Source organism: Dyella sp. SG609, assembly GCF_012275375.1.
Taxonomy (GTDB): domain Bacteria; phylum Pseudomonadota; class Gammaproteobacteria; order Xanthomonadales; family Rhodanobacteraceae; genus Dyella_D; species Dyella_D marensis.
On sequence record NZ_JAAZQJ010000013.1, the window covers coordinates 1 to 23080 of the forward strand.

The 23080-nt window shown below is 60.3% G+C and carries 21 protein-coding genes, 1 pseudogene and 1 riboswitch; of the genes and pseudogenes, 10 read left to right on the plus strand and 12 right to left on the minus strand.

Going from position 1 to position 23080, the window contains the following annotated elements:
* Nucleotides 1-605: 605 nt before the first annotated feature.
* Nucleotides 606-2249 (minus strand): alpha/beta fold hydrolase, encoded by a 1644-nt coding sequence (locus FHW85_RS18935; protein ID WP_168649293.1) that lies wholly within the window; start codon nt 2247-2249, stop codon nt 606-608.
* Nucleotides 2250-2573: 324 nt separating this feature from the next.
* Here FHW85_RS18935 and FHW85_RS18940 point away from each other — a divergent pair, with 324 nt between their 5' ends.
* The 3 genes from FHW85_RS18940 to FHW85_RS18950 all read left to right on the plus strand — a co-directional run bounded on the left by FHW85_RS18940 (nt 2574) and on the right by FHW85_RS18950 (nt 5229).
* Complete coding sequence (locus FHW85_RS18940) at nt 2574-4052, plus strand: PLP-dependent aminotransferase family protein (protein ID WP_168649294.1); 1479 nt, start codon at nt 2574-2576, stop codon at nt 4050-4052.
* A complete protein-coding gene (locus tag FHW85_RS18945) occupies nt 4039-4422 on the plus strand; it encodes a hypothetical protein (RefSeq protein ID WP_168649295.1) in 384 nt (127 codons plus the stop codon). Before FHW85_RS18940 ends, FHW85_RS18945 begins: the two co-directional genes overlap by 14 nt.
* A gap of 108 nt (nt 4423-4530) precedes the next feature.
* Nucleotides 4531-5229 (plus strand): lipase family protein, encoded by a 699-nt coding sequence (locus FHW85_RS18950; protein WP_168649296.1) that lies wholly within the window; start codon nt 4531-4533, stop codon nt 5227-5229.
* 360 nt (nt 5230-5589) lie between these two features.
* On the opposite strand, the gene FHW85_RS18955 is transcribed toward FHW85_RS18950, so the two are convergent.
* The 5 genes from FHW85_RS18955 to FHW85_RS18975 all read right to left on the minus strand — a co-directional run bounded on the left by FHW85_RS18955 (nt 5590) and on the right by FHW85_RS18975 (nt 10480).
* On the minus strand, nt 5590-5802 hold the full coding sequence (locus tag FHW85_RS18955) for a hypothetical protein (protein ID WP_168649297.1): 213 nt from the start codon (nt 5800-5802) through the stop codon (nt 5590-5592).
* Nucleotides 5803-5858: 56 nt separating this feature from the next.
* Nucleotides 5859-7577 carry an ADP-ribosylglycohydrolase family protein gene (locus FHW85_RS18960; protein WP_168649298.1) on the minus strand — a complete coding sequence of 573 codons (1719 nt, stop codon included), beginning with the start codon at nt 7575-7577 and terminating at the stop codon, nt 5859-5861.
* Nucleotides 7574-8236 carry a DarT ssDNA thymidine ADP-ribosyltransferase family protein gene (locus FHW85_RS18965; RefSeq protein ID WP_168649299.1) on the minus strand — a complete coding sequence of 221 codons (663 nt, stop codon included), beginning with the start codon at nt 8234-8236 and terminating at the stop codon, nt 7574-7576. The genes FHW85_RS18960 and FHW85_RS18965 overlap by 4 nt, the downstream gene beginning before the upstream one ends.
* On the minus strand, nt 8233-9633 hold the full coding sequence (locus tag FHW85_RS18970) for a 3'-5' exonuclease (protein WP_210427857.1): 1401 nt from the start codon (nt 9631-9633) through the stop codon (nt 8233-8235). Before FHW85_RS18970 ends, FHW85_RS18965 begins: the two co-directional genes overlap by 4 nt.
* 211 nt (nt 9634-9844) lie before the next feature.
* Nucleotides 9845-10480 (minus strand): BRCT domain-containing protein, encoded by a 636-nt coding sequence (locus FHW85_RS18975; protein ID WP_168649300.1) that lies wholly within the window; start codon nt 10478-10480, stop codon nt 9845-9847.
* Nucleotides 10481-10715: 235 nt separating this feature from the next.
* Here FHW85_RS18975 and FHW85_RS18980 point away from each other — a divergent pair, with 235 nt between their 5' ends.
* Complete coding sequence (locus FHW85_RS18980; protein ID WP_168649301.1) at nt 10716-11459, plus strand: HNH endonuclease; 744 nt, start codon at nt 10716-10718, stop codon at nt 11457-11459.
* A gap of 41 nt (nt 11460-11500) precedes the next feature.
* Here FHW85_RS18980 and FHW85_RS18985 read toward each other — a convergent pair whose 3' ends face one another.
* Complete coding sequence (locus FHW85_RS18985; RefSeq protein WP_168649302.1) at nt 11501-11806, minus strand: hypothetical protein; 306 nt, start codon at nt 11804-11806, stop codon at nt 11501-11503.
* Nucleotides 11807-12693: 887 nt separating this feature from the next.
* Nucleotides 12694-12954: pseudogene (locus FHW85_RS22420) on the minus strand (RebB family R body protein); the annotation flags it as partial.
* Between the two features lie 328 nt (nt 12955-13282).
* Between FHW85_RS22420 and FHW85_RS18995 the strand changes: the two are divergent.
* A complete protein-coding gene (locus FHW85_RS18995; RefSeq protein ID WP_168649304.1) occupies nt 13283-14053 on the plus strand; it encodes a TIGR00266 family protein in 771 nt (256 codons plus the stop codon).
* A 71-nt stretch (nt 14054-14124) separates the two neighbouring features.
* Here the strand turns inward: FHW85_RS18995 and FHW85_RS19000 are convergent, their stop codons facing one another.
* Together FHW85_RS19000 and FHW85_RS19005 are read right to left on the minus strand one after the other, a co-directional pair.
* Nucleotides 14125-15069 carry an alginate lyase family protein gene (locus tag FHW85_RS19000; protein WP_168649305.1) on the minus strand — a complete coding sequence of 315 codons (945 nt, stop codon included), beginning with the start codon at nt 15067-15069 and terminating at the stop codon, nt 14125-14127.
* 100 nt (nt 15070-15169) lie between these two features.
* The gene (locus FHW85_RS19005; protein WP_210427858.1) at nt 15170-15616 is read right to left on the minus strand and encodes an HIT family protein; all 447 of its coding nucleotides are present in this window, start codon (nt 15614-15616) and stop codon (nt 15170-15172) included.
* A 287-nt stretch (nt 15617-15903) separates the two neighbouring features.
* Here FHW85_RS19005 and FHW85_RS19010 point away from each other — a divergent pair, with 287 nt between their 5' ends.
* Nucleotides 15904-17133 (plus strand): hypothetical protein, encoded by a 1230-nt coding sequence (locus FHW85_RS19010; RefSeq protein ID WP_168649306.1) that lies wholly within the window; start codon nt 15904-15906, stop codon nt 17131-17133.
* Nucleotides 17134-17137: 4 nt separating this feature from the next.
* Nucleotides 17138-17899, plus strand: coding sequence for a hypothetical protein (locus FHW85_RS19015; RefSeq protein ID WP_168649307.1), 762 nt, complete (start codon nt 17138-17140; stop codon nt 17897-17899).
* Nucleotides 17900-17957: 58 nt separating this feature from the next.
* Here the strand turns inward: FHW85_RS19015 and FHW85_RS19020 are convergent, their stop codons facing one another.
* Entirely contained in the window at nt 17958-18434 is a 477-nt protein-coding gene (locus FHW85_RS19020; RefSeq protein WP_168649308.1) for a MarR family winged helix-turn-helix transcriptional regulator, read from the minus strand.
* Nucleotides 18435-18478: 44 nt separating this feature from the next.
* On the opposite strand from FHW85_RS19020, the gene FHW85_RS19025 reads away from it, so the two are divergent.
* From FHW85_RS19025 to FHW85_RS19035, 3 genes are all read left to right on the plus strand, one after another.
* Nucleotides 18479-19984 carry an FAD-dependent oxidoreductase gene (locus FHW85_RS19025; protein WP_168649309.1) on the plus strand — a complete coding sequence of 502 codons (1506 nt, stop codon included), beginning with the start codon at nt 18479-18481 and terminating at the stop codon, nt 19982-19984.
* A gap of 107 nt (nt 19985-20091) precedes the next feature.
* On the plus strand, nt 20092-20694 hold the full coding sequence (locus FHW85_RS19030; RefSeq protein WP_168649310.1) for a type IV toxin-antitoxin system AbiEi family antitoxin domain-containing protein: 603 nt from the start codon (nt 20092-20094) through the stop codon (nt 20692-20694).
* Nucleotides 20695-20699: 5 nt separating this feature from the next.
* A complete protein-coding gene (locus FHW85_RS19035; protein WP_168649311.1) occupies nt 20700-21548 on the plus strand; it encodes a nucleotidyl transferase AbiEii/AbiGii toxin family protein in 849 nt (282 codons plus the stop codon).
* Nucleotides 21549-21628: 80 nt separating this feature from the next.
* On the opposite strand, the gene FHW85_RS19040 is transcribed toward FHW85_RS19035, so the two are convergent.
* On the minus strand, nt 21629-22510 hold the full coding sequence (locus FHW85_RS19040) for a hypothetical protein (RefSeq protein ID WP_168649312.1): 882 nt from the start codon (nt 22508-22510) through the stop codon (nt 21629-21631).
* Between the two features lie 14 nt (nt 22511-22524).
* Nucleotides 22525-22600, minus strand: a riboswitch (S-adenosyl-L-homocysteine riboswitch).
* Between the last annotated feature and the right edge of the window lie 480 nt (nt 22601-23080).

A 23080-nucleotide genomic window follows, 5' to 3' on the forward strand; every position in this document is an offset into this window, starting at 1 on the left:
TCAGCCTTGAACTCGTCGGTGAAACGTTTGCTGGTCATAGATCCTCCGATCCTCAATAGACACTATCAGGTGTCTACGGAATCGGGGGCGTACCAGTGCGATGCAAGATCTGCGGTATCGCCACTCACTGGGAGCCGATTGAGCTCAAGCCAGGCGCTCGCCACGGCGTCAATCTGCGGAATTTTGAACCCGCGCTGCTGGAGTCGGTGGTTGTCAGGCGCTTCGATGGGGCGGACACCTGGGAATTTCTGGATTGAGCATTGCTGCTTTTTTTGCACGGCGCAGTAGAAATCCCTGGATCGCGCTTTTCTGACAATGTGGTCAGGTGGCGGTAGCCGGATGAGGTTTCGAGCGGAGCGGTGTGCGTCACTCTTGCGCTCCGGCCGTACCCTCACCCCAACCCCTCTCCCGGAGGGAGAGGGGCTTAGCGTCGAGGCACTACCGGCGCCGCGATATTCCTCAACACTCAAGTTGAAGCCCTTCTCCCCCCGGGAGAAGGTGGCGGCAGCCGGATGAGGGTTCGGGCGGAGCGGTGTGCATCACTCTTGCGCTTCGCCCGTACCCTCACCCCAACCCCTCTCCCATTGGGAGAGGGGCTAAAAGCTCTACGGCGCCAACACCCAACTCACCTGCCCCACATCCGGCGGCAGCGGCAGCCATGGCCCCAGGGCCTGATAACCGTACTGGTACGCCACACCATCCCGCATCCCAAACGAATGCATCGGCCCCGCCTGGCAAATCACATCACGCTTCGGCAATACCCCAGTATTCAAATACCCGAACTCCGCCGCCACCACACACGCGTTGTCATCGAAAATCGCCCCATGCGTGGCCGTGTTATCGATAAACACCATCGGCGCCGCATTCCCATTCCACAGCCGATCCACCAGCGCCTCCCCATACGGCGTCGACGGATCGAACTCCCCCTGCACCATCAACCCATGCACCTTCGTCCGCAGTTCCAGCAGCGGGTCGATGGCCGGTGCCCAGGGCCATCCTTGGCACTGGTCCTCCATGGTCGACGCGCCTACCCCCCAGTATTTATGCGTATCAGCGATCTTGCGGGCCATGCTGCGGCGGTCGGTGGAACCGGAATCGTTGCACTGCAGGGCGGCGCTCATCGGGTTGAAGCTGGGTAGCACGCGCAGGTCGGCGTAAGTCATGGAGGCGATCTGTTCGGCCGTGGCGATATGCGCCGGGTCGCCGTCCAGCGCATCGGACATCGCGCTCAGCGAAGGCGCCACCAGCAGGTCCCAGAAGATCCACATGGCCGTGCCATCCAGCGCGCCCAGCGCCTGGTCCGGCGTGACGCTGCCCATGCGGTGCTGCGAGGTGGCTTGGTAGATGCGCTGGAAAGTGGTCATCACCTGCTGCGGCGTGGTGCCCATGTGGAACTGGTCGTTGTGCCGCGCCATAAAAGGGATAAAGGCCTGCTGCAGATTGAGCTGGTCCATCGACATGCGCTGCAGCGCCTGCTGCTGCCAGTCCAGGTGCGACCAGTTCATATTGCTGTCGAGCACCACGCGCTCGAACTTGTCGGGAAACATGCGGCTGGCATACGCCATCAGGCCGGTGCCGCTGGACACGGCGAACAGGTCCGCATGCTGGAAACCCAGAATGGCCCGCACCAGGTTCAAGTCGCGCACGTGGTTGGGCGTGGTGATGCCCTTGAGGAAAGCCCCGTGCTGCTGCAGGCACGCGCGCATCGAGCGGTTCCACCAATCCTGCTGCGCCTGCAGGCTGGCGGGCGTGGGGTTGCGGCTGTCGCCGTCCATGAAGTTCTCGGCGCCGCTGCGCGGGGCGTAGTCGCAACTCACCTGGGTGCCCAGGCCGTCGGTCACGCCGCGCAAGTCGACGCCAACCACCAGGTGGTCAACCTGAAGTTGCGGTTGCCATTGCTCGAACATCTCTGCCATGGACGCGCTGGAGTTATCCGGCCCGCCGCCGTTCACCAGCAGCAGGCGGGAATACGCCGGCGGGTTGAGCGGCTTGGAAATGCCGATGGTGATGTCGCCCTGGCTCGGGTCGGCCCAATCCTGCGGCACCGTGACCAGCGCGCACTGGATGGTGCTGCCGTCGGTAAACAGCGAAGGCGGGCAAGCGCCCCAGCTCACCGGCTGCTGGTAGTACCTGGCGTAGGCCGGGTCGCCGCTGTGGTCGTCGATGCCGTGCGCGCTGGCCAGCCCCGGACACAGCACGCAACCGATCAGCACCGCCAGCTTGCGCATAGACAAGGTAAAACGCTTCATACCGATGCTTCCTCGATTAAGTCATGACATGCCGGACACGTGCGCACCGCCGTGGCATCCGCCGCAGCCGCCGGCCTCCCCAAAGACCAGGCACGGGCAAATCGCGAGCGCACCGCGCCGCCAGGCCGTGGCCCGGTGTCGTAAGTAGCGATAAGTTGCGATTCCCCCGTTGGGCTGCCCGATGCGGGCGGTGGCGGCGGCGCGCCTGCGAGGGGCGTCCTGCCAGCCGTGGCATGATCATTCTTCACGGCGGGCGGGGTCGTAAATGACCGGTCGCGCGCTTTTTCGATATGACCACTTGCAGCCGCCGCGGAGCGCTTAAAGATGGCCAACAGGCGGCAGCACGACGAACCGATGTACGCCCAGTTCGCCGATGCCATCCGGCGGGATATCGACTCGGGCCGCTTCCAGCCGGGCGCCCGCCTGCCCGGCAGCCGCTCGATGGCCGTGGCCCTGGGGGTTTCCCGCACCGTGGTGCTGATGGCCTACGACCAGCTGGAAAGCGAGGGTTATCTGGAATCGCGCTCGGGCAGCGGCACCTATGTGTGCGTGCGCGCCGCCGGCGTGCCCGCGGGCGGCGCGCCGGTGGAGGCACAGGTGGAAGCGCCGCCAGCGCCGCGGCTGTCCCGCCTGGCCCGGCGCGCCGCACTGCCTGCCGTGCCCGAGGCGCAAACGCCTGCCTTCGACGGCGACGTCATCGACCTTGCGCAACCGCGCGTGAAGTCCGACCCGCGCAGCCTCAAGGCCTGGATGCAGAACCTGACGGCGCTGCTGCGCAGCCGCGACGCGCCGGACTTCCCCGAGCTGCAAGGCGCCATCGCCCTGCGCAAGGCCGTGGCCGGGTACTTAAGTGTGGAACGCGGCATCGAGGTGGACCCGGACGACATCCTGATCGTCAGCGGCGCCCAGCAGGCCCGCGACCTGATCGCCCGCGTGCTGCTCGACGAAGGCGACGCCGTAGGCGTGGAGGAACCCTGCCACTGGAGCGTGCGCCACACCTACGAGGCGATGGGCGCGCGCATCGTGCCGTGCCAGGTGGGGCCGCAGGGCATGGATATCGAGCGGCATGCGGCGGCGCTGGATGGCGTGCGGCTGGTGAACGTGGCGCCGTCGTTCCAGTTTCCCACCGGCGTGGTGATGTCGGAGGAGCGGCGCAGGGCCTTGCTGCAATGGGCGTATGCGCACGATGCGTGCCTGGTGGAGGACGATTTCGATTGCGAGCACCGGTTCGGGGTGCGCACCTGCCCCACGCTGTGGTCGCTGGATCGCCATGGGCGGGTGATTCATGTGAGCAGCTTTGCGCGCTCGATGTTTCCGGCCTTGCAGCTGGGCTACATGCTGGTGCCGCGGGGGTTGCGGGAGCGGTTTCTGGCGGTGAAGTGGCTGGCGGACCGGGGGAGTATTTCGCTGCAGCAGCATGTGCTGGCGATGTGTATCGGGAGTGGGCAGTACTTGAGGGATTTGCGGAGGATTGCGCATCGGTTGGCGCCGAGGCATCGGGCGTTGCTTGGGGCGCTGCAAGGGAGGCTTGGGGAAGAGATGGAGGTGATGGGGTCGGTGGCGGGGGGATCGTTGTTTTTACGACTGCCGCGATTGGCCCGTGGTGCGACAGAGGCATTGGTGACAGAAGCGTTGGCACGTGGAGTGCGTATTCGTTCTGCGGAGCGCTTCCATCAAACTTTGCCTGAGCATGTGACATTAGTGCTTAGCTATGCCGGGGTATCGGAGGCTAACCTCAAGCGGGCCGGAGGTCGGCTCGCCGAGGCCTATATGAAGGTCAGGGGGATGCATGAAGTGCGATAAGTGCGATGCCCAGAGTTGGCGCGTCACGGAAAAGCTCGGATCCATCGAAGCCTGGGAGTGCGATCAATGCGGCAACCAGATTTCCGTCCATGTGAACGATCCGGGCATCGGGGATTCCGTCTCCAAAGACTTCCTTCATACGCCCGAACTGAAAGGCGCTTGGTTGACGAAGCCATCCAAAGAAAGGGTGCAACGAGCAGAAGCTCTATTGCCAATGATCGAGCGGCTTTCCCCCACGCAACATCTCCGGCGTTATGTCGATAAGGCCAGTTTCTCGCTAGGCCGGATCAATGCCGCCGATCACCATGAGTTGGAGCGCGAGCTTCGCGATATAGGAATAGGCATCTTGGATTCCAAGATGCATCCATAGACGTAAAGAAACAACACAACTTCCGAGTGACTGGGAATGAATTAGCACGTGGACGCTTCACTTCAGTAATGCCTTGAGATTCACCTCCACCCACGATCTATTGCTCCGATGGGTCCCCAGTCGGCGTACGACGTCAATGTCGAGGATAAAGATATCGGTCAGACGGCACTGAGCGGCCTGATCTCTTCGGCGCCGTGGGGCACTTCCATATCGAACGGTGCGATGGATGGTGTGCAGAACATCCTCAAAGGCATCATCCCCCTGGGCGGCCGCTTGCTTGGCTACCTGACAAACCATGTAGCCAATGGCGGCATAGTCACCGTCGTGGGGCACAGCCTCGGCGGAGCCCTGGCCTCGGTTCTGTCGCTTTATCTGAAGGCGGAGCTGCCATCGGCGACCGTGGGCTGCTTTACGTTTGCCGCGCCGACGGCGGGAAACGAGCAGTTCGCCGATTACTTCAACAAGAGCATGAAGGGGCTTTCAACCAGAGTCTTCAACACCAAGGACATGGTGCCGGACGCTTGGAGCGCCAGCACCATCAAGAACATCCTGAATATCTACGAGCCTGATATCGACACGCCACAGAGCATCCAGGATGGCATCAACAAAAACTACGGGTTTCTGCAGTTCTTGAACTATCAGCAGCCGAGCGAAGGGCAAGATCAGCACACCGGGACGACCAACAAGGGGCTGATTCAGCACGATGGTAATGACTTTGATCGGCAGGTTGGCTATCAGCACATTGGGGCTTACATGGCGTTGCTGGGCATGGCGAAGGGGGATGTTTGGTTGCCGCCTGGCTCGTGACGCAATGAATGGTTTATTGCTAAGCAAGGCATAGAAATCGAGGAGGATTCCCTTGTGATCTGGTCACCAAGGGGCGACGGCGTCTTGCGACATTTAAGGCAGCCGAAACTGACATCCTCTGAGCTAGTTAAACTGCCTCCGACCTTCTAGCGAGGGTCCACCTCGCTAAAAGGAAACGCCCCCAGCGTTCGCCGCCCCGGCTTTTCGCGGCCTCGCCGTTCAAGCACTCAAGGCTCGTCAGGGTGAATTGAGCCCGCCTCTATGGACCGTGTTTTCAGTTCCGCAAATGGCTCAGGCTGGTATCTTCGAGGCAACTTTAGCTACATTAAGATCTTAGCCCGAAACCTAAAATCCATTCGCTCAGCAGTGCTCAGTTACTTCGTAAACGGTCTTCGGATTTCCATTCCATATATCCAGCAACTTCTGAGCAAATGCGTCCAGAAGTCTACTTTGTTCGACGTCGTATCCCTGTGCGTCTTCATCATCTTCCAGAGCAATGGAAAGCCCCCGGAGTGCCCCCGCCACAGTTAACAATTCGTCACCAGTAAAGAAAAAACCAATCTTGTTCGCCATACCACTCCTAGGCTCTAGTCACTACCTGTAACTGCAACGTTGTAACGCGTCGCTACCTATCTCTTTCGCCCTCGAGCCAGCTTCGCCTTTGCAATAATAGATGCAAAGGCAACGGCGCTTTCGATTGATCCGCCCGAGTCAATGCAGCGATTTAAGTATTTCCCAAGCTCTCTGTCATCAAACTTGCTATTAATAACAATCTCCGTCCAGCGATCGATACTCTCTTCGGCACTCTCTTTGGGAGGTGGTTCAAGTGGCGCAAGATCGAAGGGAAGACCCGGAGCATCGATGGCTATCGGATTCAAATGTTGATGCACCGCTTTCGGCTCTTTTGTAGACGAACTAGAGACATCAACACTGGAACCACGCCCCGGCATTTGGCTTCGCGCAATCTTTTTGCTCAGTACTTTCTTTCGCTTGGCCAGGACCGTCTGACCGAAAGCAAGCATCAACCATTGCCAGATGCCGTCCGCACCCACGTACTCATCTGAAATAGGCTGCGCAGTACCAAGGCCTGCCAGTGCAAGTTGATCTTGGTACTGGCCAACGACACTCGCTTGAGTAGACGGAGCATGCCAAGTGGACAAGTCCGGGTATTTAAATGATTCTCGTAGCTCACCTCTACCGATTGCAGCCAAACGCTCAGCGTCATACAACAGGTAGTCTTTATCCTGGATCACCCAGCACAAGGCCTGATCTTTAGTGGCCCCCAAGATGGCTCCAGCCATGGTGGCAATTGTGTCCGTGTCACTATCGAGCTCATTTGCCGCCAGAATAAGAGCTTCTTCGATGCCTCCGTCACGAAAAATCCACGCAAGTGCGCAAGCCGCGATCGACGTCTTTAAGCCAGAGCCGCGGTAATCAGGATTTAGGCATCCTAGTACTTCTAGCACTCGGTGATACTTAATATCTGGCTCACTGCTGTCGCTCAAAATGGCAACCACTTCATCGACATCTTTGATTGCCTCACTCCGAGCCGCTGTTACCGCGCTTTCTAATGTGCTCCCGAATTCAATTTCCCAAGCTGAGAGCCAGAACGTTGACAACTGGGGGTCCGCCAGGATTAGTGACGGCGCTTCTGCAAACCAGTCTACATATCGCCCCCAGTGCTCGGGAGCGAAAATTCTTCCTGTGAAAAGGGCGTCCGCCAACGCAAGCGCATGAAACATGGCTCCGAGGAAACCATGAGGATGCCCGTGCGTAATCAGCGCATTACGTAAAACATCTAGGAGAAGATCTCTTTTTGATCGGTTTGGCTGGTGGGACCAAACATGAGGCTGAATCCGCATGCAGGCGCCATTACCGCCACCCGAAAAGTAACGAGACCCCTTAACATCATAAAAATTAGAAAACCAATTAACATTTCTCCGAGCAAGATTAGTAGCTGCCGCCTTTGTACCTCTACCGCCGCCCAGTGCATAAGCCGGCCACACAGTGAGTTCAACCTTGGCGAAGGCTTCTGGGTCAAATTCACCATCTCCCCGGATTGACCTAGAAGTTGCGAGCCTTAGCTGCGTGTCATCAGAATACGTGCCAGCCGGAAGCGGAATTTTGGGGCCAGCTAGACCACCTACATGCCTAACCCAAGGAGCAGTTGCCGACACCCGCTCCTTGCCGATCCTCTTCTTCACAGTGTTCGGCCCATTGCTTAGCTCGGTAATCCAGCCAATGGCATCACCAGCCGCAGCCCAAAGTGCGGATGAAATGATCCTAGCTTCGAGAGCTGTACCGCCTGTTGCCGAATTCATCGCGCCTTCAACCTGCCTGCTGGTCATCGATTGGGTATTCCTTCGAACTTGCTTGGTTCGACAACTGCATGAACATCTTTGACGTCAAATTCCTCGAGCCATCCTACGACAATGTCCTGCGCTTCGGTGTTTGCTACATAGACTTTGCGAAGATAGTCGATCGATAGACTCCGCGGATAAAGGATTTCGGCCTGCTCGCATGTTGGTAGATTGGAGGGGCGGTTCTTTCGATACACCACCCAGCTTCCCTTACAACTGATGGAAGGCTTAAAAAGCTGTTCGAAGCCAGCCTCCCCATGACCTCTCTCACAATGTTCGTAAGAATTATTAGTGGTCGCAAATCTTACGCCGTCGTGCGTAGCTATGACACTATCGAAGCTTAAGATTGTCCACCATATATCCTCGTGCAAATGCCACCGCCTCGATATAGAAAAGAACCTACTATTGACGGCGCTAATCGAGAGATTGACAAAGTCGAGCCAATGCTCCTGCTTATCAAAATAAGGCTGAGCTTCAGCTCGATATTGCGAGTTGAGATGAAGAACATGCTCAAGTAGTTTTTCTTTAGGCAGCTGCGCTCGGGACAGAAGCGCTCTAGCGGCAAGCGCTCCAACCAGCCCACGATTTGTAGTGAAGTGCAGAACTTCGCTGATATTTTTCCGCAGCAAAGCATCTTTCACAGTCATAGATCCACTACCTGGAAGGTATTCGGCTGCATAAATTGAATCAGCTTAGATTCCTCGCCCGGCTTATAACCAATCGTCACAGTTTGTCTTGCGCGCGCGATTGCAATAGCCAGAAGCTTACGAAGTACTACGATTTCGTCGTCAACCTCAGGAGCATCATGCAACGTGTTCTCGCCATTGAGACCAAGAATGAACACGTGATCAAATTCAAGACCCTTGGATGAATGAAAAGTACAGATTGCAATATTCTCTGGACCCTCTGGCCAATGTGACTCGCGCGTGAGCTCCACATAAGGAAGCCCCGCGGTCGTTAGACGCTTTTCGAGTTCCTCAAACCAACCACCTCCAAGCGGTTTAAGAAACGCAACTGACTCTTCCGCGAGATTCACGTTCTGTCGAATGCACTCAATTGCCCAGGAAACCTGTTGAACATAGCTTCCTCTCAAAACAATTGGTAAGGAACCACGACGACTTGCTGTAGCAAGATTGGGAAGAGCTCCGTCACTATCGACCGCTATCCCTTGCAAGATACCTGCAGCAAATTGGGCGATTTCGGCGGTATTTCTGTAATTCGAGCGTAACGTGTGAGAACGCCCCGGCTGAATTTGAAAACCACACTCTGCCCATGTGAAGCCGCGCGCGTAGACACGCTGAACAGTATCGATGACGAAAGTAATTGAATGATCTCTTGCTAAATGTTGGCGTATGGCTCGCAACTGGTTCGCAGAAAAATCTTGGCTCTCATCAACAACAACAACGTCGTAGTTAAGTGAGGCCTTTCCTCTCATCATCACGGCAAGACTATTCCAGTCAATAAATTTTCTACTTCTGAGCCACTCCATGTAAGGCCGGATGACTTCATCCAGAATCCTCCGCTTTGTACCTAATTCAATACGCGGACGATTACCGCGACCAGTTCGCTCTGACGTCAGATACAGATCGACCTGATCTGGCTCAAACCGACCTAACAAGTAGTCTGCCTCTTTAGCTACGTACTTCGCTGTCAGAGGAGGAAGTCTTTCTCCTAGTCTCTGAAGACAGCGCCTCGCTTCGGCGTCATGAATGACAGGACCACCAAGATGCTGTGATGCCCAATGAGCAAAAGTATCTACGGTCAACTCGACTTTAAATTGCGCATCAAACTGCTCTTTGGCAAGCGCAGCAATATAACCGGCCAGCGTGCGATTGAAAGTCAGCACGAGCACTCGTATTGGCTCCCGAGATCCTTCGCGCTTGCGCCTAGCCCCGAATAGCAAGCACAACGATCTCAACCGGAGCAAAGCGGTAGAAGTTTTCCCACTACCCGCCGCGCCGCAGATTACTTCTGCGCCCAAACTGTTAGAGCTAATGATAGGCAACTGCTCCGGCGTCGCCTTAACTTGTGGCAATGTCTTCAATGACTTTGCTTCCCTGTGCTGATATTCCCTCTCGAATTCTAGAAATCCGAGGCCCCTGTGCAGCTGCCGATAAGAGAAAGTACGCCCATAGGACGTCAGGCATGCCTTAATCTAGTCTAGGTTGTTTGCTGATCTCAAAGGAAGCTAGGCCAAGGCTACGAATCACCATTTCCCTGCTAGCCCCGAGACAGGTGGCTTCTTATCTTCACTATCAGAGTGGCGTAAGACAGCCAAGGATGCACTCCTCTGACACGATACTTATTGAGTTAGGTCGCTGCGACTGCATGGCAACGGCCGCCTCAATCTTTCGCCCATAGGATGAGTGCATCCAATCACGGGAACCAAATGTCCCTATCACAAGGTAGCGGGTATTCTGCGTGACCGAATTCTTCACATAACCGCCTTCCATGGATATAAACGATTCCATCTTGAATCTCGGACCAATCGCGAACTTCCCCGTTAGAACGAAATCGTTCCGAGGAAACTGAATCACCGGAGATGGATTATCGAAAGGTGCCCAGATGGCCCTGCTAGCGCTGGCGTCCCAGTGCTCTCCCCCTACGACCGAATGCAGCTTCTCTAGGAGGTCCTTTTGCTCTTCCTGGTCGAGCACACCATCTGAAAGAGCTGCTTCGACACGTCCATAGAGGACGTTAAATGGAAAGCTGTTACTGAACTCTCGATGCCGGTGCAACCAATCTAATAGAAACTCCGCTTCGGATTGATTGATCTCGCCGTCAGCGAGAATTCCTCTGCAAAGACCTATTAACTCATCAACGCTCCGATCAAGCCGACGCCGAAACGTAATTGCCGGTGACGGTGCATTATTGCCGCCCGTGGTCCCCATATCGCCCCCTCCCTTTGGCAGTGGCCGCAATGTGGCTAAAAGACGGGGCGGATGCAAGTGAAGGGGCTGTAAGACATGGGTAGCTTTCGGCTGGCCTTGGGAGGCGACGTACCCCTCCGTCTAGTTCGAGGCCCCGCTCGGATCTAGCAATTGCCCCAGTTGCGGCGATAAATGCACCGTGATCTCTAAGAATCTTCTGTATTAGTCTTAAGAAAAATTCTTAGGGAAATAGGGAATGGCAAGGACAAGCGGCCACGGCAACCCCAGCTGGACCAGGGACGAAACCATCCTAGCCCTCGATCTCTACTTCGACTTCGACGGAAAAATCCCCTCAGGCCGCGATCCACGCGTAGTCGCCCTCTCCGAGCTCCTTCGCCAACTCCCCTACCACTCCGAAGCCTCGAAGCGTGATTCCTTCCGCAACGGCGACGGCGTTGCCTTCAAACTCCAGAACCTCCGCCAAGTCGCCACTGGCCATGGCCTAGGCAACGTCTCTCAAATGGACCGGAAGATATGGAGCGAATTTCACTCCCGTCCTGAGGCAGTCAAGCAAATGGCCGAAGTCATCCGAGCCAACATCGCCGCAGCCCAGGCCATGCCTTCCCAGGAAGCAGAAGAGGACGAGGAGTTTTTCGAAGGTCGCGTTGCGACCATCGTGCACAACCGTCGTGAACGAAGCCGCGGACTACGCCCGCAGCTTATCGAGGCGCGACGCACCGCCGGCGGCCTTGCCTGTGAGGTATGCGGATCAACAGGCCCAGCCGGCTCTGACGCACTCGCCGAAGCCATATTCGAAGCACACCACATCATCCCCCTATCCGCCGCATCCGAGCGCAAGACGCGCCTAACCGACATGGCCCTACTCTGCGCCAACTGCCACAAACTCATACACCGCCTAATCGCATCCGAAAAGCGCTGGATAAAACCCGACGAAGCCAAAGCGCTCTTGGGTTTCAAGCTAAAAGAGGACGGGGGTTAATTCACTCCCGCCCTCTTGAAGTTACTAAGGGAACCACCCCGCTACGGCACCACCACCGGAAGCTCCTCGTCCTCCCGCACCTGCTCCCACTGCATCCTCAAATGCGCCAACGCCGCACACCGCATCCCCATATCAATAAACACCCCAATCCCCTCCAACATCACCGGCACCCGCTGGGCATCCACACTCCCCCTCTCATGCACCAACTCCGCCAGCACCTGGATGGAGCAATACGCGTACTGCAACCACTCCGTTGCATCGTTCAACAACGCATCCGGCCCCGCCTCCGGATCCGAGTAATAAGCAGCGTGCCGCACGATCCACGCTTCACCGAGAACACTGTTCATAAGCAACTCCTTCGCTATATGCCACACCCCGCTCCGAGAACGGCACGCCGCCGGACAGCACGGCGTGCCGCGACCATACGGACTCGGGTTTCACCGGCAACTCAAAACATGAGCCCCGGGCGGCTTGATTGAGGAAGTGGATGACGGGTTCAGCAGCTTCCGCCGTTGCGCAAGGCAACGCGCCGGGTTTCACGGCTAGGAATCTTTCCTGCGAAAACTCTTAAGTCCCGTCTCGTCAACCGTGTCCGCGTGTTGCTCGGACAACCCGGATGGGCGGTGAAGCTGCCGCCATGGGAATCGGCGGGCGAAGAAGTGCCGTATGATCTGGCTTAGCCATGATCAACTCCTTACTAGTTGGTGATGGTTAGCGGGCCTGGGGTGTTCCTAGCACCCTTGGCCCGCGCTCTCACAGCATTGCTGCCATGGTTGCCCGCGACGCGCTTCGAGTCACTCCGCGGGCAACACAAGCAAACTATCAAAACGACTTCGGCGTGTCTGTAGGAACACCGCGCGATGCAAGCATGCGCGGCGCTTTTCGGACACATCCGATGGCAAATGCGTAGACACTGCGCAATGCCGCGTCAAAGCTCCTCGATCACCTTCAGAATCTTCTGATACTGCTCCAGCTGATCGGGCGACTTGATCATATGGATCAGCACGGACGCCGTCGCCGCCTGCCGGATCGCCGCCATGCCGCTCTCCTCCGTCACCTTCTGGAACGCGTGCAAGGTGCTGGCCACCGTACCCATCAACTCCAGCGCGGCATGGCACCACGGCTCGGCGTTATCGATGCCATGCGCGTTCGGCAACACGCTCAACTGCGTGACAGGCGCGGAGATCTCGTGCAGGGCAACCGCGGCCGCGGCAGACGGCTGCTCCAACGGATGCTCCGTCGCAACGCCGGTGGTCGCCGTATCGAGCGAGTAGATCTGCATGATGCCCTGCGTCGTCGCCGCCTGCGCCAGGATGTCCTGTTGCTGCTGGCTGACAACGGCGGTATGCGCGGCAACGGACAGCGCGTTTGCCGTGGCCTGGTAGAGATAACCCAGCGCCATGGCGGGCGCATTGCCGGTAGTGGCGGTGCCGCGGGTATTGGCCTGCGTTACCGCATCGGTGACTTGAGGATTGACCCCGGTCGTCGTCGACATAAAAACCCCCTGTTGAGTGATGTGCCTGATAGCGCTTTATCGCGTTGGCGCACCAGGACCGTCTTCCCGTGTCGTGCCGGTTTCCATGTTTCCGGCCCGCATAGCATCGCCGCAGTTGGGCGCTGCATACAGTGCCTTGGAGGGAGCGCCCGCCTTGGCGTGCCGGGTAAATGCCAAAAGCGCTTTTCAGGCAATGCCATAGCCCAGCTCAAGGCGCATTTTCTTGCGCTCCAAAAGACACATTCCACCCGACACAAAAAGCGCGGACCATCGCCGCTACGGTCTTTTTGCCAACCGCCAGCCATTCCATCGCCAGGGAGAACACCATATGCAGACACGCATCCAGGGCACCGTCATGCCCGTACTGGAAGTACAGCTCGCGCCGGAAGAAAGCATCTTTGCCGAGAGCGGCGAGCTTTCCTGGATGACCTCATCGATCCAGATGAGCACCCACACCCAGATGGGCGGCGGCGGCGGCCTGTTCGGCGCGCTCAAGCGCGTGGTCGGCGGCGGCAGCCTGTTCATGACCGAATACCGCGCCGTGCGCACCACCGGCGAAGTGGCGTTCGCCACCAAGGTGCCGGGCCATATCGTGCCGGTGACGGTGGGCCCCGGTAATGAATACATGGTGCACCGGCACGGCTTTGTCTGCGCCACGCCGCAGGTGACCATCGGCGTGGGTTTTCAGCAGTCGCTGGGCGCGGGCATTTTCGGCGGCAGCGGTTTTGTGCTGCAGAAGGTGGCCGGTAATGGCACGGCGTGGCTGGAACTGTCCGGCGAATTGATCCGCAAAGACCTGGCGCCCGGCGAGACGCTGCGCGTGCACCCGGGGCACGTCGGCGCATTCCAGTCGTCGGTGAGCTTTCAGATCACCACGGTGCCAGGTATCAAGAATGCGCTGTTCGGCGGCGATGGGTTGTTTCTGGCGGTGCTGACCGGGCCGGGGTCCGTGTGGCTGCAGACGCTGCCGATTTCGCGGTTGGCGCATCAGATCGCGGAGTACCTGCCGAGTGGCGAAGGCGGTGGTGGGCGGGCGACGCTGGGCGGCGGGTTGGTGGGCGGTATCGTGGGGTCGCTGTTGAGCGGTGACGATCGGTGATTTTTTAATGGGGACGGGTGCAGTTAAATCGGCATAACTGCACTCGTCCCCGTTAGCTGTTAGCTCGTTAGCTACAACGCCACACCCCACGCAGCCGACACGTCGCCGCCCAATCGCCACTCGCTGATCGGCCGCCGCGGCGCGATCAACGCCGGCAGTCGCGGATCCCTGGTGTGCGCATAGTAGGGTTCCATCCACGCCAGCTCGTCCTGGAATGTCCACGGAAACAGTTTCTGCTTGACCGGCGTGATCTTCGCAAAGCTCGCCGGATCGATGACCGCATCGGTGACGAGATCAACCAGGCGGCCGATGGCGCGGCCGTTCTCCTGATACAGATCGATATGCTGCTGCCGCGCCAGCTCGGCGGTGAACACCAGTGGGATCAGTGCGAACGTGTGGTAATGCAGCGCGCGATCGCCACGTTTCACTTCGCGCTCCAGTGAGCCATCCGGGCGGATATCGCGGATACCTTCCCTCGCGCGCGCCAGGCCGGCGTCGATCAGCTCCGGCCGATGCGCCACCGTTCCGGTGGCCACCAGGTTCAAGCCCGCCCAGTACACCAGGTTGTTGTGCAGATGATTGATGGCGTCCGCGTCGCGCGTGGCAACGGCGATGTGCTCCAGCCATTGGTTGATGGCGTTGAGGCGGCCAGGGTTGGCATGCCTGACTTCCGCCGGCAGGCGCCACTCCACCAGGGCGAAGTCGGTGCCCGCCCATGAGCGCTCGTAATAACCCTGGTAACCGGTGATCGGCCCCATCAATGCATCGGCGCGGGCCCAGGCATCGAGCAGATCCATGGTGCAGGCCCATTGGCCGCTGTCGGCGGCGTGATTGAGCTTGGCGATGTAGTCCCGCATGGGCTTGACGGCTTGGGTGTAGCCCGTCGGGTCGTCGTAGAAGCCGGGTGGGTCGATCGACTTGAGCGGCGCTGGCACGTCGCATGCCTGGGCAATGCTGTTTCCGAAGCACGCAGACACCAGCAACGTGCCCATCATTCGCAGGATATAGCGATTCATGCCCGCTCCTCGTGGAGGCCATCCTCCGCATCGCTGACATAACGCATGGTGCGGCGGGGCGATTACGCGCCACGGCATCTACACCGGACAACCGTTACCTTCAGCTCAACGCAGCCCGAAGACTCGCTGCCAACTGCATCCGCTCCTCGATGGCGTAGGGCACCTTCCGCCCCCCATACAACCCATCATTCGAGTAGCGCGGAAACACATGCAGATGGTAGTGCCACACATCCTGATTGCCGGCGGGGCCGTTGTGCTGGCGCGTGGAGATGCCTTCGCATCCGAAGGCGTTCCGCATGGCGAGCGCCAGGCGGCGTGTGGCGCGGAAGAAGTCGCTGCCCAGCTCGTCGGGCATATCCAGCACGTTCTCGTAGTGGCCCCGCGGCACCACCAGGCAGTTGCCTTTGATGCCGGCGTAGTGATGCGTGGGTACCAGCGCGAACACGTTGGTATCCACCAGCACAACGGCTGATTCCAGCGCAGGCGACGGAAGCGTTGCGGCAATACCGCAGAACGGGCACGCGTATCCGGGTGGCGCATGCTTCATAAGGCGTGACTGCTCATGGACACCCGCGGCAGGGCGAACGCAGGATTCTGTGTTGCGCTCCGGCTACACGTCAATCGAAAAACATTACCCCCCGTGAAGCGTCATTGATGCCCACCGATCACCACCGTGATTCGGTTCGCGCGCCTACTCGTCGCCCTGCCACCCCGCCTAGCATCGGCGCGAATCAGGGCAATACCCGGCCCCGCCTTGCCGAACGTGCAAGCCAATACGGGCAATGACTCCGGCCTGCCGGAGCTTCATTTCACTGTCGTACCAAGGGGTAACTCATGCGCCTTTCCACTCTCGCCACGGCCTGCCTGCTGGGCCTGTCCATCAACGCGTCGGCTGCGGACGTCAAATCCATCTCGCGACTCGCCTTCGGTCCGGATGGTGTGCTTTTCGTCGCCGACTGGAAAGCTGCCGAAGTACACGCGATCAAGCTTGCGCCGCCTGCGCGCCAACCGGCGGGTGCAGTGTTCAACGTGCTCGATCTGGAGCAGCTGCTGTCCGACCAGGTGGGCGGCGCCAGGGTTGCCGCCGAGGATATGGCCGCGCGCCCCGGCACCGGGGAGGTCTATGTTGCCGTCAGCTATGGCGCCGACAAGACGCCGGCGCTGTTCGCCGTCACCAGCGACAAGAAGGCGCGCCGCGTCGACCTCAAGGCCGCACAAGGCACCTCGGTGGCGCTGCGCGATGCGCCCACCGGCAACGAGAAGTTCTGGAAGGACATGCCGGAGCGCAGCTTCACCGTCACCGACATGAAGTGGCGCGACGGCGAGCTGTTTGTGGCGGGGCTTTCCAACCAGGATTTCGCCTCGACGCTGCGGCGGATTCATTATCCGTTCGACGCCAGGCAGTCGATCACCTCTATCGAAATCTTCCACGGCGGACACAATCTGATCGAAACGCGCGCGCCCATCCGCGCCATGAGTTTCGCCAAGCTTGGCGGCAAGCCGTATCTCGTGGCGGCCTATACGTGTACGCCGCTGGTCATCATCCCCCTCGACGAGCTGAAGGACGGCGCGCATATCCGCGGCAAGACCGTCGGCGAGCTCGGCTACGGCAATACGCCGGCCGATATGGTCGCCTATTCGCAGACCGAGCAGGGCCAGACCCGCGAGTACCTGATGCTGGTGAACTACAACCGCGTGTCGAACGTCATCCCGGTGTCGGAGCTGGATGCGGCGCGCATGGGGCCGGGCATCGAGAAGCAGGTGCCGTTCGGCCAGATCGCAGGGCTGAATATGGCGCAGGCGCCGCTGGCCGGCGTGATGCGGCTGGATAACCTGGACGACAAGTCGTTCGTCATGGTCCGCCGCGATCTGCAGCACGACGCATTGCAGCTGGTGTCGATGGGCAAGGACCTGAGCTTCCGCCTGTCGGACCATATCTCCGAATACGCCTTCCGGAACTTCAGCTTCAAGGGCAATGCGTTCCAGCAGAAATACATCAAGCCGCGGCAGGACATCCTGCTGAAGGACGAGGGCTTTCCCGATTTGATCAAGGCGTCGGATTAAAGCCATGCGCTGGCGATTGCTGATCGGCGGCATGGTGCTTGCCGCCGCCTTGCCCGCCGCCGCACAAGCCGCGCAGCCGGCGCCGGAGGTTGTCGCCGTGCAGCCTTCCGGTGCCGAGGTGCCGACCAATCTGCTGCGCTTGTCGGTGGTGTTCGCCGCGCCGATCGAAGGCGCGGCGTTGCCGCGGATCGCGCTTTCGCGTGCTGACGGGCGTTTATTGCAGGAGCCGTTTCTGCAGCAGGAGCTGTGGTCGCCCGATGGAAAGGTGCTGACCTTGCTGTTCCATCCCGGCCGCGTAAAAACCGGCTTGATCGCGCGCGAGCGGCAGGGGCCGATCCTGAGCGAGGGCGAGGACGTCGTGCTTAGCTTCGATGGGCGCCCCATCAAGCGGTGGCATATCGGTCCTGTGGATGAAAACGGCCCGGTCGCTGCGGCGTGGAAGCTCTCGACTGTGCGGCCCGGTACGCGGGAGCCGTTTATGGTCAGCCTGGATGGCCCCATCGATGGACGGGATGCCGGTTATCTGGCGGTCGTCGATGCCGGCGATCACTTGGTCGAGGGCGAGCGGCAATTACGGGATGGCGAAACGACGTGGACGTTTACGCCGGACGCGGCGTGGAAGGCAGGGGATTATCGGCTGATGGTGCACGGCACGCTGGAGGATCCGTCCGGCAATCGGCTCGGCGGGCATTTTGAAACGTCGATCGATTCGCCGCAGCCGGCGGCGGCCGACGTCACCTTGGATTTCAAGGTGAGTTCGAATTGATAGACGGAAAAGGAACGCGCTTGGTTAAGTCGGGATAACTGCACCCGTCCCCGTTTATTCATTTCAGCGCATCGATGTCGTGCGCAAACTTCTGCAGCAGGCGAACCAGTTCGTCCATTTCGCCCGGCGCCCAGTCCGCGAAAAGCGCGCGGCCGAAACGCTCTCTCGCCGCGTCAAGGGCGTCCGTCATCACTTTGCCTTTCGGCGTAATGCTGGCTTCGGTGACCCGGCGGTCGGTCGCGCCGGCCTGGCGGCTGACCAGCCCCAGCGCTTCCAGCTTGGCCACCTGCTTGCTCACCGTCGAATAGTCGCGCCCTACCCGCCCGGCCAGCTCGCCCACCGCGATCGGCCCCAGGCGCTCGACCAGCACCAGCAGCGGAAACAGGGCGCGGTCCAGCGATATGCCGGCCTCCTCGATCATCGCCTCGTCGCGGTCCGGCCGGTTGAACACGCTGATGATGGTGATCAGTGCGCCGTGCAGGTTGCGCAGCTGAGTCGATATATGTGCATCTTGCACATTCTTTTTGCTTGGCATATGCTCGCTCCAGTTATGTGCACTTTACACATATTGGAGCAGTCATGACCAGTCATTCGAAGATCGACGTGCTGATTTGCGGCGCCGGCGCCGCCGGACTCACCCTGGCCATCGAGCTGGCGCGGCGGGGCATCGCCTTCCGCCTGGTGGAGAAGATGGACAGCCCATTCCACGGTTCGCGCGGCAAGGGCATACAGCCACGCACGCTTGAGGTCTTCGAGGACTTGGGCATCGTGGACCGGATCATCGCGGCCGGCGGCTTGTATCCGGCCGTGCGCGAATACCGCAGCGACGGCAGCCATACCGAATCGGAGGTGGTCGAGCGCGCGGAGCCGACGCCCGCTGAGCCTTATGCGTTGCCGCAGATGCTTCCTCAGTACCTCACCGAGGCCATTCTTCGCGACCGCCTTTGCGAGCTGGGACACGCCCCGGAGTTCGGCTGCGAGCTGATCGATTTCAGCCAGGGCGAAGCCGGCGTCGTGGCGCGCCTGCGCAGGCATGGCAACGACGAAGTGGTGCAAGCGCGGTATCTGGTCGGGGCCGATGGCGGCCGCAGCTCCGTGCGTAAAACACTGGGCGTCGACTTTCCCGGCAAGACGCTGGGTGTGCGCGCCATCGTGGCGGACGTCGTCCTGGATGGCCTGTCACGCGATGCGTGGCATCGCTTCAACGACGGCTCGATGGAGCGGCAACTGGCGGTGTGTCCGCTGGCGGGCACGGCGCTGTTCCAGATCCAGGCGCCGATACCGTTGGAAGGCGAGGTCGATCTCTCCGCCGCCGGGCTCACCGCGATGCTGCACGATCGATCCGGGCGCGGCGACTTGCTGGTGAAATCCGTTTCGTGGGCGTCGGCTTATCAGATGAATGCGCGACTGGCCGATCGGTATCGCGTGCAGCAGGTGTTTCTGGTGGGCGACGCGGCGCATATCCATCCGCCGACCGGCGGCCAAGGCCTCAATACCAGCATCCAGGATGCTTACAACCTTGGATGGAAGCTGGCCGCGGTGCTGAACGGTGCAGAAGATGCGTTGCTCGATACCTACGAGCAGGAGCGTCGCCCCGTTGCTGCGGAGGTGCTCGGTCTTTCCACGCAGTTGCTTGCCGCGGCGAAGCAAGGGGATATGCGGCGTGGGCGCAATGTGCGGCAGCTGGATCTTGGCTACGCAGATTCGGTGCTTGCGCTGGAACGGCCGGAACGCCTTCATGGCCCCTACGCCGGCGACCGCGCCCCCGATGCGCCGATGCGTGGCGCCAGCGGCCGGCCGGTGCGGCTATTCGATTTGCTTAAAGGTACGCATTGGACGTTGTTCGGTTATGAGGCCGATCGTGCTTGCGTAGCTGCGCGGGCGGGGCTGCGTATCCATACCGTCGGCGAGGGCGCAGAGCTTGTCGATGAGGGAGGGCATTTCCGGGCGGGATATGCGGTGTCCGCGGGGGAGTGGGTGCTGGTGCGGCCGGATGGGTATATCGCGGCTATCGTTGGCACGGAGCAACTCGGGGCGTTGGAGGTGTTTTTTCAATACGCCGAGTGCGGCATGCCTGGGGCGTGAAACCGATGGGTTGATGCGGGCGGGCCATGGGTCAGGGGCGGACGAGCGCCTGTTCCGAAACGTCGGTAGTTATTCCAAAACTACCGACAATATGGAACACTCCGGCCATGACCAGTCCGGCCGCCCTTGCAAAGGCACTCATTCGCCGCCGCGGCGCGGTTCGTTCTCGCGAGCTTGTCGAAGCGGGCGTCGCCCGTGCCCAGGTTTCCCGCCTTGTCGCGGCGGGGGATCTGATCCGGCTTTCCCGCGGCGTCTACACCCTTCCCGGGGTGCCTCAGGCAGAGGGCGATGAATGCGTCCTGGTGGTTGCCCAACGCATTCCCGGCGCGCGCCTGTGCCTGCTGACCGCCCTGCGCCTGCATGAACTGACTACGCAGGCGCCGTTCGAGATATGGATCGCCATCGGCAATAAGGATCGCGCGCCCCGGCTGGACTGGCCTTCACTGCGAGTCGTCCGATTTTCCGGTGAAACGCTCGCGGTGGGCCTGGAGATACGTAAGATCGGTGGCAGATCGGTGCGCGTAACCAGCGTCGCGAAAACCATCGCGGACTGCTTCAAGTTTCGCAACCTCGTCGGGCTGGATGTCGCTATCGAAGCCCTGCGTGATGCGCTTCGCGCGCGCGCCACCACCGTGGACGAACTGTGGAAGTACGCGCGCATCTGCCGCGTGGCCAAGCTTATGCGTCCGTATCTGGAGGCGATGGCATAAACACGATGTTCCCTGCCGCCGGCCGCGCGGCGTCGATCCGGCAACGCCTGCTCGATCGGGCTCGCGCACGGGGCGAAGACTTTCAGCTCTTGCTGGATCGATTCGCCGTGGAGCGGTTGCTGTACAGGCTGTCCATTTCCTCGCACCGCGACCTGTTCCTGTTGAAGGGAGCGATGTTGCTTGCACTCTGGTTCGACCAGCCGCACCGGCCCACGCGCGATGCCGACTTCCTCGGCTTCGGCTCGCCCGACCCGAAACGGCTGTCAGGCATCGCGCGCAATCTCTGCATGATTCACTTGGACGATGGCCTGCACTTCGATCCCGATGCCATCGTGGTGGAGTCGATACGCGAGGAAGCGAGCTACGAAGGCCTGCGCTTGCGCCTGCGGGCTCTGCTTGGGAATGCACGGTGCCACGTGCAATGGGACGTCGGCTTCGGGGACGCCGTCACTCCGATGCCCATGGAAACGGATTATCCGGTGTTGCTCGACGAATTTCCGGCACCCCATCTGCGCGTCTATCCGCGGGAGACGGTGTTTGCCGAAAAACTGGAAGCCATTGCCACGCTGGGCATTGCCAACAGCAGGATGAAGGACTACTTCGATCTGCTGGCGCTCGTTCGCGAAGGCGCCATGGATCGACCGGAACTGGTCGCCGCCATCAGCGCCACGTTCGCCCGGCGCGGGACTGAGCTACGCGATGAGATTCCGTTCGGGCTGACAAGAGAATTTTCTGCCGATGCGCAGAAGCAGGCGCAATGGAACGCCTTTCTGCGCAGGAACCGCCTTTCCGCGCCGGATCTTCATGCTGTGGTCGATGAGATACGGGCATTCATTCACGCCCTGGGCCTTTAAGCAAGGCAGAAGGGGGCGAGAACAGAACTCCACCCGCCCCCTTTAAACCACCGCTTTTAAAGTGCGCCCGAAGGAAACGCTCAGGCAGTCCGCTTAGCCAACCGCCTCTGCAAATGCCCCGCAAAGCGCTCCGCCGCCTCCGGCCGCGCCCCAAGATGCAAAAACGGCTCGATCATTTCCAGTTCCATCAGCAGGAAGCGGCCGTCGCAGATCACGCCATCGACGCGCGCATAGGCACTGTCGGCATGGCCTAGCGCCGCCGCGGCGGCAAGGGCGCGCCTGGCGCTGGCGATCAGCGCCGGATCGGGATCGACCGCATCGGCTGTCCCTCCGAAATCCGACTGCACCCGGTAATCGCCGGCCGCCGCCCGTTTGATCACGGCATGGCTGTACTCGCCGCCGAAGAACAACAGGGACCATTCGCCGTCGCTGACTACTTCAGGGACGAAGGGTTGCACCAGATACTCGAACTCCCTCGGTAGTTGCGCCACGACCTGCTCGAATGCTGGATCGCCAACGACACCGCGCGCCGTATACCAGGCCGTGCCGCTGACCGTAGGCTTGAGCACCACTTCCTGGCCCGACATCCGCGCCAGCGTCTGCCGCAGCTCGGTTCCTGCCGCGATGGTCGTAGGAATGATGTCGACGCCCTGCGCCGCCAACTCCGGCAGATAGCGCTTGTCGCTGTTCCAGCGCAGCAAGGCTTTATCGTTGATCGTCGGAATGGGCAAGTGATCCAACCACTCGACGAACGCTGCGTAATGCTTGAAGTAATCCCAGGTGGAACGCATCAGCACCGCGTCATACCGCGACCAGTCCACGCCGGGGTCGTTCCAGACACAGGGCTTCGTCTCGATGCCAAGGCTTAGCAGCGAATACGCCAGGTGCCGGTCGTCCGGATGGATGCCCGGAACCATCGAGGACGTGGCGATGGCGAGACGGTGTGTAAAAACATGGGACATGGCAAATCCTCCATCGATGGAGGGCGCCCTTGCTGGGATATCGAAGCCGAGCGTGGCGGATCGAGTCCGTCGCAGCACCCCTCGGGTTCGACTGCGCGGCGATGGACGACGCGCAATGACTGGCATCGTCGTGACGATGCGCGGGTAGTTTCGTGGACTTGGCGGCGCGTCGTCAATGTACTGACACGGAGGTAAAGGGCGTGCGTGTCTTTGCCTGCTGCAGCCACGGAGCGATGCACATCACTCTTGCGCTCCGCCCGTACCCTCACCCCAACCCCTCTCCCGGGGGGAGAGGGGCTCAGCGTCGTGGCGACTGCCGACGCGGCGGTATTCCTCAACACTCAAGTTGAAACCCTTCTCCCTCCGGGAGAAGGTGGCGGCAGCCGGATGAGGGTTCGGGCGGAGCGGTGCACATCACTCTTGCGCTCCGGCCGTACCCTCACCCCAACCCCTCTCCCGGGGGGAGAGGGGCTCAGCGTCGTGGCAACCACCGACGCGGCGGTATTCCTCAACACTCAAGTTGAAACCCTTCTCCCTCCGGGGACTACCTTCGGGTCGCCGGCGGGAGAG

Bases quoted from the DNA above. Each gene is read 5' to 3' on its own strand.
- FHW85_RS18935 (WP_168649293.1), bottom strand. From the start codon at position 2,249: ATGAAGCGTTTTACCTTGTCTATGCGCAAGCTGGCGGTGCTGATCGGT.
- FHW85_RS18940 (WP_168649294.1), top strand. From the start codon at position 2,574: ATGGCCAACAGGCGGCAGCACGACGAACCGATGTACGCCCAGTTCGCC.
- FHW85_RS18945 (WP_168649295.1), top strand. From the start codon at position 4,039: ATGAAGTGCGATAAGTGCGATGCCCAGAGTTGGCGCGTCACGGAAAAG.
- FHW85_RS18950 (WP_168649296.1), top strand. From the start codon at position 4,531: ATGGGTCCCCAGTCGGCGTACGACGTCAATGTCGAGGATAAAGATATC.
- FHW85_RS18955 (WP_168649297.1), bottom strand. From the start codon at position 5,802: ATGGCGAACAAGATTGGTTTTTTCTTTACTGGTGACGAATTGTTAACT.
- FHW85_RS18960 (WP_168649298.1), bottom strand. From the start codon at position 7,577: ATGACCAGCAGGCAGGTTGAAGGCGCGATGAATTCGGCAACAGGCGGT.
- FHW85_RS18965 (WP_168649299.1), bottom strand. From the start codon at position 8,236: ATGACTGTGAAAGATGCTTTGCTGCGGAAAAATATCAGCGAAGTTCTG.
- FHW85_RS18975 (WP_168649300.1), bottom strand. From the start codon at position 10,480: ATGGGGACCACGGGCGGCAATAATGCACCGTCACCGGCAATTACGTTT.
- FHW85_RS18980 (WP_168649301.1), top strand. From the start codon at position 10,716: ATGGCAAGGACAAGCGGCCACGGCAACCCCAGCTGGACCAGGGACGAA.
- FHW85_RS18985 (WP_168649302.1), bottom strand. From the start codon at position 11,806: ATGAACAGTGTTCTCGGTGAAGCGTGGATCGTGCGGCACGCTGCTTAT.
- FHW85_RS18995 (WP_168649304.1), top strand. From the start codon at position 13,283: ATGCAGACACGCATCCAGGGCACCGTCATGCCCGTACTGGAAGTACAG.
- FHW85_RS19000 (WP_168649305.1), bottom strand. From the start codon at position 15,069: ATGAATCGCTATATCCTGCGAATGATGGGCACGTTGCTGGTGTCTGCG.
- FHW85_RS19005 (WP_210427858.1), bottom strand. From the start codon at position 15,616: ATGAAGCATGCGCCACCCGGATACGCGTGCCCGTTCTGCGGTATTGCC.
- FHW85_RS19010 (WP_168649306.1), top strand. From the start codon at position 15,904: ATGCGCCTTTCCACTCTCGCCACGGCCTGCCTGCTGGGCCTGTCCATC.
- FHW85_RS19015 (WP_168649307.1), top strand. From the start codon at position 17,138: ATGCGCTGGCGATTGCTGATCGGCGGCATGGTGCTTGCCGCCGCCTTG.
- FHW85_RS19020 (WP_168649308.1), bottom strand. From the start codon at position 18,434: ATGCCAAGCAAAAAGAATGTGCAAGATGCACATATATCGACTCAGCTG.
- FHW85_RS19025 (WP_168649309.1), top strand. From the start codon at position 18,479: ATGACCAGTCATTCGAAGATCGACGTGCTGATTTGCGGCGCCGGCGCC.
- FHW85_RS19030 (WP_168649310.1), top strand. From the start codon at position 20,092: ATGACCAGTCCGGCCGCCCTTGCAAAGGCACTCATTCGCCGCCGCGGC.
- FHW85_RS19035 (WP_168649311.1), top strand. From the start codon at position 20,700: ATGTTCCCTGCCGCCGGCCGCGCGGCGTCGATCCGGCAACGCCTGCTC.
- FHW85_RS19040 (WP_168649312.1), bottom strand. From the start codon at position 22,510: ATGTCCCATGTTTTTACACACCGTCTCGCCATCGCCACGTCCTCGATG.